Below are 12,003 nucleotides of genomic sequence, written 5' to 3' on the forward strand. Positions count from 1 at the left end.
GCGTAGCCGGCCGCATGACTGCCACCAGCGAGTTTCGTATCGCTCGCATGCATCAGGGCACCTACCGCGGCCGCTTCGGAAAGCTCCCTGTCCGTAGCAAGGCGTCCGGGACCAGCTCTGCCCCGGAACGTAGCTCGTAGCCATCGGTCCAGGCGGTTCTTCACTCCCGACAGTGTGACGGGACCGCCTGGACCCGGCCGCCTTTCGAACACGGGATCCTTCGCCGCCGGTGCCCTGACGGGCGCCTGCGGCGAAGGATCCCGGAATCGTCGATTCCGCGTCTGCCGGAGCAGCACAAGAGCCTCGCCAAAACCGTCGTCACCTCCGCCGGGGTGCCGGTCCTGCCCAGGTCGCCATCCCCATCCGGCGACCGCGACCCGCTGCGGAACCCTGGAAATGGACGGCACACCCATGGCCCTGCCGCCCCCGGAGACCCCTGCCCACCGACGCGGAGTTCCACGACAGCGACCGGGCCCGTGTCGATCCGCGTCACGTGTGGCGGGACGGCTCCGATCGTCGTGCCGGTCCGTTCCTCGATGGAAGGGCCTGTGGTGCCCCGGGGGTTCGAGTCCCCCGGGGCACGATGGGAGGGGTCAGACGCCGAAGGCGGCGGGGTACTCGATGGTTCCGGTGGGGACGGTGCGGGTGGTGTCGAGGGCCATGGCCATCATGGCCTCGTCCGGGACCTCGAAGGGTGCGCGGATACCGAAGCCGGAGGCCGGTGTGAAGCCGAACCGCGGGTAGTAGTCGGCGTGTCCCAGGACGAGGACGAGGTTTTCGCCCATGGCCCGGACCGCGTCGAGCCCGGCACGGATCGCGGCGGAGCCGGCGCCGGTGCGCTGGGCCGAGGGCACGACCGCGCAGGGTGCCAGGGCGAGGGCGGGTGCGCCGTCCACGTGGCAGCGGGTGATCAGCGCGTACCCGGTCGCGGTGCCGTCGGGGGCCGTGCTGACCATGGACAGTCCGTCGATCCACGCCTTCGGGTCGGCGCGCAGGGCGTCGACGATGTCGGCCTCCAGGGCGGTGGGGAAGGCCGCGAGGAGGATCTCGCGGATGGCTGGGAGGTCCTCGGTGGTCTCGGGGCGGGTGGTCCAGGTCGTCATGGTCTCGTCCTCGGTGGTGTGGGGGGTGTGGTCGTGGGGGCGGAGGATGTAGAGCGCGTAGTCGTAGTCGCCGCCGTGTTCGCGCCGCATGTCGATCTCCGTGCGGTGTGCGGCCAGGGCCTGCGACATGCCGGGGTGCCGCCGGTCGGCTCGGTCCATGCGCTCGGTGAGCGGCGTGTAGTACTCGTCCCACCAGTCGCTTTCGGGCAGCGGGCGGTGCGCGTGGAGGCGGTAGCCGGCGGCCCGGGCGGCGGCGGTGTTCGCGGCGTGGGTGCGCAGCGGGTAGACCGCGTCCCAGTAGGCGCGCACCGGGTCGGCGGGGTGGGGCACGGTCCATTCGATCTCGGTGAGGACGATGACGCCGCCCGGGGCGAGCAGGCGACGCCAGGCGCGCAGGGCGACGTCGAAGCCGATGGTGTAGACGGACCCTTCGGCCCAGATCACGTCGAAGCCGTGGTCGGGGACGGGCGGTCGGTCCATCGAGCGGTTGACGACCGTGATCCGGTCGCCCAGGCCCCGGCGGGCCGCTTCGGCGGCGAGGCTGTCCAGGAACGGCTGGTGCAGGTCGACCGCGGTCACGTGCGCGCCGGCTTCTTCGGCCAGGAGCAGTGCGGAGCGGCCGGGGCCGCAGCCGGCGTCCAGGATCCGCGGGTGCTCGGGCAGCGGTCCGGCCATCTTCAATGCGTGCCGTGTGGTGGCGTCCGAGCCCGGGCCCTGCCGGGGCAGGCCGTGGTGCAGGGTGAAGAACGCCTGCGTCACCGGGTCTCCGCCGTGGGTGGGGGTGTCGTTGTTGGTCATTTCCGGTTCTCCCGGAACCGGTAGGTGGCGCGCAGGTGGCGGGTGATGTCTTTTTTGGTGGCCTCGCGGTCGGCGCGCAGCCGGGCGTCGGTGCGGGAGGCGGAGTAGGCGTTCTCGCGCAGTAGTCGGTGGTAGCTGTCCAGACGGCGTCGGGGGATCTCGCCGGTCTCGACGGCGGCGAGCACCGCGCAGCCGGGTTCGTTCTCGTGTGCGCAGTCGGTGAACCGGCAGGTCTGTGCGAGGTGTTCGATCTCGGCGAAGGTCTGTTCCAGCCCGCTGTGGGCGTCGTGGAGACCGATGGCGCGCAGGCCGGGGGTGTCCATCAGGACCCCGCCGCCGGGCAGCGGGAGCAACTCCCGCCAGGAGGTGGTGTGTCGGCCCTTGCCGTCCGCCTCGCGGACTGCGCCGGTGGCCAGCCGGTCCTCGCCGAGCAGCCGGTTGCCCAGCGTGGACTTGCCCGCTCCGGAGGGGCCGAGCAACACGACGGTGCCGCTCACGACGGCGGTGAGGGTGTCCAGGCCCTGTCCGGTCACGGCGCTGGTGACGAGGACGTCCACACCGGCGGCCACCCCGGACACCTGCTCCTCCGCGGAGGCCGGGTCCGCGCATGCGTCGGCCTTGGTGAGCACCACGACCGGCCGGGCGCCGCTCTCCCATGCCAGGGCGAGCATGCGTTCGGTCCGACCGTGGTTGAGCGGTGCCGCGAGCGAGACCGTCACCACGACGGTGTCGACGTTGGCGGCCAGGACCTGGCCGTGCGAGGTACGCGAGGAGGACGAGCGCACCAGGGCGGTGCGACGTTCCAGCGTCGCGTGCAGCACCGGGGCACGGCCGTCGGCGGGGCGCAGTGCCGCCCAGTCTCCCGTGCACGGCGCCGACGACGGGTCACCGTGATCGGCGGTGCCGGGAATGTCCGCGCGGAGGATTCCGGCGTCGGTGACCGCCTGGCACGAGCCGCGTTCGGCCCGCGCGATGCGGGCGGGGATCAGTCCGGCGGCGCGGTGGGGCGCGAAGGCGTGTTCACACGCCTCGTCCCAGCCGTAGTCTGCCAAGGAATGCGGTTGAGGATGCTGCGTAAAGGATTGAGACAACGTAGGGACCCTTGAAAAGGGACCCCGATCGGCACAGTGGATCGCCTACCGCGAGCTGTCGAAGCTCGTGCGGAGGCATCGCCGTCAGGTCAGACCGGGGCCCGGGACGTGAGGATGGTCCGGCGGGCACTGCACACGGCAGCGGCCTTGGCGACAGACATCAACTCACCCCCCTTTTCGGTCCCGCAGCGACCTGGTTGTTGCTGCGCCAGTGAGGTTAGCGCCATTCCCGGTTTCGGACAACACCCGGAACGGAGGTGCGTCGGCGCACGGTTCGGCTCGGGCGGCGCGGTCGCGTGCGGCGACAGGTCGAGCCCAGTGCGTTGGGGCTGGCCGGGCAGGAGCAGGCAGGCGGCCGTCGCCGCGCGGAACGGCTCCGGGTGGCGTCCTTCGCGGGGCTGTAGCCGAATCCCCCAGTCCGGCCACAGGAGTTGGGGGACGAACCTGCTGCGATCTCGCGAGGCTTCGTCGCGTGGCAGACGGGCGGTGGGCAGCGGGGTGCGATGTCGGATGCGGTCGACGAGGTCGAGTCGACGTCGGCGGCACGCAGGAGCGGGCCCCGTGCTTGTTCGGACAACCGGCGCCGGCTCCCAAGGGGCATGCCGTCGGGGACGACCCGGGTGGTGATCCGGCCTCGCCGGCGGATCGCCCGCAACTCCGCGATCGTGGCCGCCTACTCGCCGGCGTCGAGCAGGCGCCGCGCCCAGCGGCTTCCGTCTCGTCCAGGGCCAGTGTCCAACCCCGGACCCGCCCACTCGTGGTCAGGACCATGCCGGCCGCCGGCTCGCCCACGCTCATCCTCGACCGGCCCGGATGCCCGAAGAACTCCAGCATCGCCCGGTTGAAATCCCGCATCCCCGTGCTCCCGGTCAATCCGATTCGGGATACCGGCCAAAGGCTCGTGCCCGGACGCCGTGTACTCGCCCTCCTCCGCAACCGTCCGCCGGTGGAACGCCCGGCCCATCGCCAGCACCGACGTGCTCTTGCCCAGCCGGGGAACACGTCGACCGCCGCCGCGCCCTTGGCCTTGTCACCGTCCTGCAGATTGCTGTCCAGGATGTCCCACAAGTCCTCGTGCGGCGCCTCCAGTTGCGGCGTCCTCAAAGACCCGAGGTTGGCGTGCCAGACGCGGCGGGCCCGGTCGAAGGCGATCCTGGCCGCATCCGGCAGAGCACGCAGCTCGACCGTCGTCAGGGACTCGGGTTGCACCCGGGCAGGCGCGTTGAATGGGGAATCTGGACGGTACCGCCGCGCGGCTGGCGGAGTTGTCGCGGTACGGGGTGGACGGCAAGGCGACGCTGCTGCGGCGGCACGGCGATTCCCAGGACGGTTGGCGACGTTGCCGGCCACTGCCGTGTATCCGACGACACGGGCCGTGGACGACGCGCTGGATCTGTTGGAGGTGCTGATCGCCACGAAGCTGCCGGCGAAAGCTGAGCGGGAGACGGTGAAGGGCAAGATCAAGACGCTGCCGAAGGTGGAACGGGCGTCGGCGAAGCCGGCGACCGCCTTTCGAGGTCGTGTTCGACACGACCTCGAAACGGGTCGACACCGACACCGGCGAGATCCACAGGCCCGCCGTGGGGTCGTTCGAGGCGATGTGGCAGCGCATCGAGGCGGTGGTGCCGCGCCGGGAACCGGCCGCCGCGATCGCGGCGCTGTTCGAGTTGACGCCCCCGCCGGACTCGGACGGGACGAGGCGTGCCTGCCCACCGGAACAGTTCAACGACTGTGCAGGTAGCGCCGGGGCGTGGTGCCGACCGTGCGGCGGAAGGCTGCCAGGAACGCGCTCGCCGTGGCGTATCCCACGGCGTGCGCCACTCGTGAAACCGGCTGCCCCTCGGCCAACAGCGGCAGCGCGGCCTGCAGCCGCACCTGGGTTCGCCAATGCTCGAAGCTCATGCCGGTGTCCTGCACGAACAGCCGCGTCAACGTCCGTCGGCTCACCCCGGCGGCGCGTGCGTGCGCCTCCAAGCTGCGGGGGTCGGCCGGATCCGCCAGTAGCGCGGCCGCCACTGCCCGGACGCGTTCATCGGTAGGTCGCGGTACGTCGATGGGTCGGGTGGGCAGCGGGTGCAGCAGGTCGGGCAGCAGAGCCTCGGCACGCCGCCGCGCTTCGTCGGCGAGGTCGGTGCGGGCGAGGTACCCGATCAGCTCGGCCAGCAGGCCGTCGACGCCGACCGCGGTGGGTTCGGGCCAGTCCAGGGGGCAGCGTTCCGGCGGCAGGTACAGGCTGCACAGCACCGCGCCGCGGGTCGCGCCGGTCGTGTGGGTGACGCCCGCGGGCAGCCACAGCGCCCTGGTGGGCGGCAGGACCCAGTACACCTCGCCCACACCGACGCTCAGTACTCCGCTCCGGGTCCACGCGAGCTGGTGGTGGGTGTGACGATGCGCGGGGATCCACTCTCCCGAGGCCAAGGGGAACCGGCCGACGAGAATCGCGCCCACGTCCTGCATGCGGTTGTCCTCCATGCGACACAGTCTGGCCTCATCGCGGATTGTGGCCAAAATACGGCGGATCCTAGTGTGACCGCATGCCCATGATCATGCTGTGCCTGGTCCAGTTCATGCTCGTGCTCGACGACACCGTCGTCAGTGTGGCCCTGCCCAGCATCCGCGACGAACTCGGCTTCAGTGCCTCGGAGTTGCCCTGGGTGGTCAACGCCTACTTCCTTGCCTTCGGTGGACTGCTGCTCCTGTGCGGCCGGATGGCGGACCTGCTGGGCCGACGCCGGGTGTTCCTCACCGGCGTGGCGCTGTTCGGGGCGGCCAGCCTGGCGTGCGGGCTCGCCCAGGAACCCTGGCAACTCGTCCTCGGGCGGTTCGTGCAGGGCGCGGGCGCCGCGATGGCCGGCCCGGCGGCAATGTCGATGATCATGCTCATGTACCCGGAACCGAAGGAGCGGGCCAAAGTCCTGGGCATTTGGGGCGGCGTCGCGGCCCTGGGCGGGACCTCGGGCCTGGTCCTGTCCGGAGCGCTCACCGACCTGGTGTCCTGGCGCGGGATCTTTCTGATCAACCTGCCCGTCGTCGCCGTGGCCCTGGCGCTGCTGCCCCGTCTGGTCCCCGAGTCCCGCGCCCCCGGCCCGCGCCATCTCGACGTTCCCGGCGCCGTCCTGCTCACCGGCGCCGCGGTGTCGCTGGTGTATGGCCTGCTGCGGTCAGGCGAAACCGTCTGGAACGATCCGATCGTCATCGCCGCCCTCACCCTGGCGGCCGTCCTCGCAGTTGCGTTCCAGCTGGCGGAGTCGCGGGCGGCGGCGCCGCTGGTGCCGAGGTCGTTCCTGCTCTCGCGGACGCGCGCAGTCGCCAACGGCGCGACCTTGTTGTTCTCCATGGCGATGTACGCGATGGCGTTCCTCCTGATGATCCAGGTGCAGACCGCCCTGGGGTACAGCCCGCTCCTGGCCGGCATCGCCTACCTGCCCTACGGCGCCGGCATCCTGGCGGGCATGTGGATGTCCTCGCGCATCTGGCTCCGGATCGGGACGCGCTGGGCACTGCTGCTCGCGTTCGCGATCAACGTCGCCGGCCTGCTCCTGCTCTCCGGCGTGGCAGCCGGCGACTCCTACGCGGCCCACGTCCTGCCCGGCATGCTCATCCTGAGCGTCGGCAACGGCCTGAGCCTGCCCGTCCTCGCCGCGGCCGCGGTCGCCGACACCACCGAGGACGACGCCGGCCTCGGCTCGGCCCTGTTCACCTCAGTCCAACAGATCGGCGGCGCCGTCGGGGTGGCCACGCTGGCCGTCATGGGCTACCCACGCGGCCTCACGGTGGGCGCGATCTGCGTGGCGCTCGGCGCCCTGCTCATCGTCGCCCTGCTGCCGCGCTCCGGCGGCCGGCGGCAGCACACCGGACATGAGGGCGACGACCGAAGCGTCCCGGCAGCCGCTCCACGGTGAGGATCCGGGCCGCGGTGCCGGCCCGCACCGCGATACATCGTCGCGCCGGCGCGGTCGACGATCGTGCCGTTCGGACTCACGAAATCGCGCACCACCCGGCCGGTCCGTAGGTCCGCAGGCGAGGCAGTCATCCCACGGTTCCGACAGTTGATCCAACCGACGGCCCCACGCCTGATCGAATTACCGGAGCTCAGCGGGGTCGGGAGCTTGGACCGTGCTTGCCGGAGACCGGGATGCAGATCGGGTGGCCGTGGCGTCGGGTCGCGGGGTGGAAGCCGTTGGACACGGCGTACGGAGAGGTGTCGCCTGCCGGGGCATCCCGGCGCCGGGTCGTCGAGTCGGTGGCGAGCAGTTCCCCGGCGATCCCGTACGTCACGGCCCGGGCGGGGGCGTTTGACGTCACCGGGGTACATTCCACGAACACCCGGGTGTCCCCCGCTATCGACGCACCGCCGAAGTACGCACTTCCTGGGCTCGCGAGTGCTGGTCGGTCTTGGATGCTTCGCCTCTACCAAGCATCCCGGAGCACACCATGACGGTGGCGGGCCGGGGTCCACTCCTCGGACCGGGGGTGGCCCGCGAGCACGCGTCCTTGCCATGATCGCCCGGTGACCGACGACCGGCGCATACACCCCTCGAAGGTGGCCGACGACCGTGCGTCGCTCATCTCGTTCCTCGACTACGAGCGGGCGACACTGGCCATGAAGTGCGCGGGCCTGACCGGCGACCGGTTGAAGCGCAAGGTGCTCCCGACCTCGGGGCTCACGCTCCTGGGCCTGGTGCGGCACGCGGCCTCCGTCGAGCGGACCTGGTTTCGCTCCATCGTTTCGGCTACTCGCGCGCGATTGAGCGATTCAAGCAGGGTGTTGAGGGTGCTCGGAGTCCGACTCGCGTGTGAGCCGGGCAAGGTGGGCATCCAGGCGTTGGACACGCTCCGGGAGGGCGTCCCGCAGGTTCCACCAACGGATCGCCGCGATCTCCTCGTTGGCCCGGAACTCCCGAACATCCGCGATGCGGCCAGCGAACAACGCCGCGTACTCGGCTCGCCCGTCGGGCGCCAGGACGAAGCCCGCGTAGCCGACGAACCGCAAGGGACCGTCGGACTCCTGACCGCTCTCCTCCCACAACTCGCGCACCGCCGCCCCGCGCGGAGACTCGCCCACCTCCACCCGGCCACCGGGAAGTTCCCACCCCCGCCGGAACCGATCGAAGACCATCAGGACACGATCGCCGTGCCACAGAGCCACCAACGCCGCCGGCAACGGCGCGTCCGACGGCGGCGCGCCCTCAACGCCGCCCACAAAGCAGACCGGGACGTTGCCCCGATCATCGACCGCGAGCGGCGGGATTCCGAAGACAGGCACCTCGCCATGATTCCCGGCACGTCGTCGGGCAAGCCCGATCCAGCACGATCGCAACGCCACCACGCGTCGAGGGGGTACCGCAACACTGTTTTCCGCAGGGATCCCACCACCGGCGTGAGGAAACCCCGTGCGCGATCGACCGAGCCCGCGAGCAGAGCCACCGGCCCACCGACCCCTCTGCGGTGCCCGGGGCCGGGGTCCGGTCGGGTGTGGGTCGATCCGGCCGGCCCGGCGAGAGGCTCGAAGGCCCGGATCAGCGCGGCCAACGCGGCCGTGACCGCGCCGAGTTCCCGGGCCGGGCGCCGTTCGACCGACACGCCCCCGGTGAGCCGTTCGCTCCTGGAGGCACTGCCGAACCTGTTGGTGATCCGCGCGGACGAGTGGGATTGCCCGCTGATCCCGTTGCTCACTGCCGAGATCGCCAAGGAGATCCGGCCGGGAGGAGTTGCTCGACCGGCTGTTGGACCTCTTGCCGATCGCGACCCTGCGGGCGTGGTTCGGACGTTCTGCGGCGGACGCCCCGGGTTGGTACCGGGGGCGTCGCGACCCGATCGTCGGTCGGGAGGCCCCGTGCTTGATCCACAACTGCCCTGAACTTCCGTGAAGCGTCGCCTCATTGGCGAGTGCGACGGGGTGTCGCGGGCCTCGTTCACGCGGCGGTTCACCGAGCTGATCGGTGAACCGCCGATGGCGTTCCCGAGCCCGTGGCGCCTCGCCGCCGGCCGCCGACCTTTTGTGTGATCCGCAGGCGACCGTCGGCGCGGTGGCCGAGAAGGTGGGCTACCGAAGCGCGTTCGCGCTCAGCACGGCGTTCAAGCGGGTCCGGCGGGTGCGCCCGCGCGAGCACCGCATTCGGACCCTGCGGCGCGAGGGGGCCGGCCTGGACGGCTGCGAGGGAGAGCCACCGGCCTGGCACGCACCGAGTTCCACCCGGCCGCCGGTGCTTGCATCACGTCGACCGGTGGCCGATCCCCTCGCACTCCCCGCCCTGGCCGGTGGTCTACCCGGCGGGACCCGACTCGGGCCGGGCATTGACCCTGACCGGCTCGACACCCTCGGCGCTGTGGCGGGCGGCCCAGTTCTCCAGGGATGTCCGGCACGCGTGGTCGAGGTGGCGCAGGCCGGACATGTGTACTTCGATGGGCCGGTTCTGCGGCAGGGCTTCCAGCGCGTCGAGGATTTTCGGCAGTCTCAGGAACGTGGCGTTTCCGCTCAGGTGGGCCTGGATGGGACCGGCGCCCTTGTCTATCACGTCCACGCGCACGTGGGAGGTGTCCCAGGCCGTCTTGGCCACGGCCAGGGCGAGCCCGATGAGAACACCCTCGAACATGCTCACCGCGACGATCGCGACGGCGGTGACGACCAGGATCAGGGCCTCGCCGCGGTGGCCAGGCCACAGTTGCCGCAACGCCGCGACGGGGATGAGCTTGCAGCCCGCGTGCACCAGGACACCGGCGAGCGCCGCGAGCGGGATGACACCGAGGGCCGCGGGCAGCAGTGCCGCGAACAGGAGCAGCCACACGCCGTGCAGTACGCGCGACGCCTTGGTCCGTGCGCCGGCCTGGACATTGGCGGCGCTGCGGACGATGACCGCGGTCATCGGCAGCGCGCCGAGTGCGCCGCACAGGGTGTTGCCCGCGCCCTGTGCCATCAACTCCTTGTCGTAGTCGGTGCGTTGTCCGTCGTGCAGTCGGTCCACCGCGGCCGCGCTGAAAAGGCTTTCCGCCGAGGCGATGAGGGTGAACGCGAGGACCGTGCCGATGAGGCCGACGCCCGCGAGCTGCCCGAAGTCGCCGACGTCCGGCGGCTGGATGGCCCCCTGCAGGCCCTGCACCTCGATTTTCGCGACGGGCAGTCGGAAGAGCATCGAGGCGGAGGTCGCCAGAGCGACAGCGGCGAGCGGAGCCGGGACGACCCGTGCGCGCGTGGGAAGCTTCTTCCACAGTACGAGCACCGCGATCGTGCCCGCCCCCAGCGCGAAGGCTGCCTGCGCGCTGCCGGAACGCGCCGTGTCGAAGAGCATGTCGGGCAATCCGGCGATCTTCGCCAGTCCTCCGGAGGGGGCTTTCGCGTCGGCCATGGAGTAGAGCTGGCCGGCGATCAGGACCAGCCCGATCCCGGCCAGCATGCCTTCGACGACCGCAACGGAAATGGCCCTGAACCATCGGCCCAGGCGCAGGGCACCCATGAGCAGTTGGAGCAGCCCGGCTGCGAGGACGATGACGCCGAGGAGAGGCAGACCGTACTTCTGTACGGCCTCGTAGACGAGGACGGTGAGCCCGGCGGCCGGGCCGGAGACTTGGAGGCTGCTGCCCGGCAGCAGACCGGTGAGCAGGCCGCCGACGATGCCGGTGACCAGCCCGAGTTCGGCCGGGACGCCGGATGCGACGGCGACGCCCACGCACAGGGGCAGCGCGACGAGGAAGACGACGAGGGAGGCGGTGAAGTCGCGCCGCAGATCGAAGGAATCCACGTTCCTGGGGCCGCGGAGCAGGGTCGGCCACCGCCTTTCGGGCGCGCTCACAGGGGGAGAAAGCTGTCGGCGTGTGCGCGGTGGGCGAGCACGGAACCGGTGTGAACCTCGTAGAACCAGCCGTGCAGGCGCAGTCGCCCGTCCGCCAGCCGGCGGGCGACGCACGGGTAGGCGCGCAGCCGCTCGAGCTGGTCCAGGACGTGGGACTGCACCGCCTCGGCGATATCCGGGGGTCCGGAGTCGATGCCGTGGGGCAGTGGTGCCGCCTGCCGGAGCCAGTCCCGGACGGCGGGCAGCGCCGTCAGGTCCTCACTCCGCGCCATCGCGCCGACCGCGCCGCAATGCGAGTGGCCGCACACGATGATGTCGGCGACGTCGAGCACCTCGACCGCGTACTCGATGGTGGCCGTCTCGCCCGCCGGATGCGACTGGTCGTGGCGGGGGACGATGTTACCGGCGGTGCGCAGCTCGAAGAGCTCCCCGGGGCGAGCCCCCGTGATCATGGAGGGAATGATCCGGGAGTCCGAGCAGGTGACGAACAGGGCGTGCGGCGACTGCCCTTCGGCAAGCCGACTTAATTCCTCGTGCCGCTGGGCTGCCCGTCGCGGGAATGCGCGGGCGTGGTCGACGAGATGCTTCATGTGAGGGTGCCTCCTGAGCGCCCTGTGGGCGCGTCGGTGTGACGGATGCGTCGGGGAGCGACGCAGATCGTGACGGGCGTGAGGGAGTGCCGCTGCCGGCGAGTGTCCGGTAGTGGACGTGCAGCGGCACACGGTGGGCGAAAGCGTGTTCGGGGCGAGCGGAAGCCCAGGCGGGCAGGAATCCCGGAGGTGGGCAACCGCGCTTCGATTCAGCGGCCGAACACCCGGAGAACGCCGGACGTTCTCTCCCGCGGGGATCTGGGCCCGGCGAGCCGCCGGGCTGCGGAAGCTGCCGGGGCCGGCGTGGCGGGTCCCGAGACCGTCGACACGACGGGCTCCGCCGTTGGACAGGACAGGTCCCGAACACTCGGGTGTCTGCGGTTTCGGCCGTACCCGGCCGTCGCTTCGCGTGGGAAGTGGCCGCACGACGAAACGGTTTGGGGTCGTGCGGCGACGGGTGCGGCCACGCGCGCGCCCGATCCACCGGCTCCGTGGGCGCGCACCCGCCGCTCCGGCTCCATCTTGGCGGGCACGGCCCCGGACATCTGGACCATTCTGGCTCGGGTCACTCCTCGGCTCCTCGTGCAGCAGAGTCGGGCCGGACTCGGGTCGGAAGGTGGGAATGCTGTGG

Annotated in this window: 8 protein-coding genes and 2 pseudogenes; 3 read left to right on the plus strand and 7 right to left on the minus strand. The window is 71.3% G+C overall.

The features are described from left to right. Window positions 1–593 precede the first annotated feature (593 nt). Both ACZ4FV_RS38770 and rsgA read right to left on the minus strand, forming a co-directional pair. On the minus strand, window positions 594–1,901 hold the full coding sequence (locus tag ACZ4FV_RS38770) for a GNAT family N-acetyltransferase (RefSeq protein WP_465325301.1): 1,308 nt from the start codon (window positions 1,899–1,901) through the stop codon (window positions 594–596). Continuing rightward, entirely contained in the window at window positions 1,898–2,953 is a 1,056-nt protein-coding gene (gene rsgA / locus ACZ4FV_RS38775) for a ribosome small subunit-dependent GTPase A (protein ID WP_395872847.1), read from the minus strand. Before rsgA ends, ACZ4FV_RS38770 begins: the two co-directional genes overlap by 4 nt. 1,292 nt (window positions 2,954–4,245) lie before the next feature. Between rsgA and ACZ4FV_RS38780 the strand changes: the two are divergent. Further along, a pseudogene (locus ACZ4FV_RS38780) lies at window positions 4,246–4,683 on the plus strand (Tn3 family transposase); the annotation flags it as partial. A gap of 31 nt (window positions 4,684–4,714) precedes the next feature. Here ACZ4FV_RS38780 and ACZ4FV_RS38785 read toward each other — a convergent pair. Beyond that, window positions 4,715–5,464, minus strand: a complete 750-nt coding sequence (locus tag ACZ4FV_RS38785) for a helix-turn-helix transcriptional regulator (RefSeq protein WP_465325303.1) — start codon at window positions 5,462–5,464, stop codon at window positions 4,715–4,717. A gap of 62 nt (window positions 5,465–5,526) precedes the next feature. Here ACZ4FV_RS38785 and ACZ4FV_RS38790 point away from each other — a divergent pair, with 62 nt between their 5' ends. Next, the gene (locus ACZ4FV_RS38790; protein WP_395872845.1) at window positions 5,527–6,894 is read left to right on the plus strand and encodes an MFS transporter; all 1,368 of its coding nucleotides are present in this window, start codon (window positions 5,527–5,529) and stop codon (window positions 6,892–6,894) included. A 190-nt stretch (window positions 6,895–7,084) separates the two neighbouring features. Here ACZ4FV_RS38790 and ACZ4FV_RS38795 read toward each other — a convergent pair whose 3' ends face one another. Then, window positions 7,085–7,297: a hypothetical protein gene (locus ACZ4FV_RS38795; protein WP_465325305.1), complete on the minus strand. Its 213-nt coding sequence runs from the start codon at window positions 7,295–7,297 to the stop codon at window positions 7,085–7,087. Between the two features lie 238 nt (window positions 7,298–7,535). On the opposite strand from ACZ4FV_RS38795, the pseudogene ACZ4FV_RS38800 reads away from it, so the two are divergent. After that, window positions 7,536–7,724, plus strand: a pseudogene (locus ACZ4FV_RS38800) (mycothiol transferase); the annotation flags it as partial. Between the two features lie 24 nt (window positions 7,725–7,748). Here ACZ4FV_RS38800 and ACZ4FV_RS38805 read toward each other — a convergent pair. From ACZ4FV_RS38805 to ACZ4FV_RS38815, 3 genes are all read right to left on the minus strand, one after another. Then, window positions 7,749–8,258, minus strand: a complete 510-nt coding sequence (locus ACZ4FV_RS38805; RefSeq protein WP_465325307.1) for an NUDIX domain-containing protein — start codon at window positions 8,256–8,258, stop codon at window positions 7,749–7,751. Between the two features lie 1,000 nt (window positions 8,259–9,258). Further along, entirely contained in the window at window positions 9,259–10,731 is a 1,473-nt protein-coding gene (locus tag ACZ4FV_RS38810) for a SulP family inorganic anion transporter (protein ID WP_402239091.1), read from the minus strand. A 47-nt stretch (window positions 10,732–10,778) separates the two neighbouring features. Further along, on the minus strand, window positions 10,779–11,372 hold the full coding sequence (locus tag ACZ4FV_RS38815; RefSeq protein WP_465325310.1) for a carbonic anhydrase: 594 nt from the start codon (window positions 11,370–11,372) through the stop codon (window positions 10,779–10,781). Window positions 11,373–12,003 lie beyond the last annotated feature (631 nt).

The sequence above is a fragment of the Embleya sp. NPDC025285 genome (genome assembly GCF_055558835.1).

What these genes read in the sequence shown, in the direction of transcription:
- ACZ4FV_RS38770 (WP_465325301.1), bottom strand. Translation starts at nt 1,901, where the DNA reads ATGACCAACAACGACACCCCCACCCACGGCGGAGACCCGGTGACGCAG.
- ACZ4FV_RS38785 (WP_465325303.1), bottom strand. Translation starts at nt 5,464, where the DNA reads ATGGAGGACAACCGCATGCAGGACGTGGGCGCGATTCTCGTCGGCCGG.
- ACZ4FV_RS38790 (WP_395872845.1), top strand. Translation starts at nt 5,527, where the DNA reads ATGCCCATGATCATGCTGTGCCTGGTCCAGTTCATGCTCGTGCTCGAC.
- ACZ4FV_RS38815 (WP_465325310.1), bottom strand. Translation starts at nt 11,372, where the DNA reads ATGAAGCATCTCGTCGACCACGCCCGCGCATTCCCGCGACGGGCAGCC.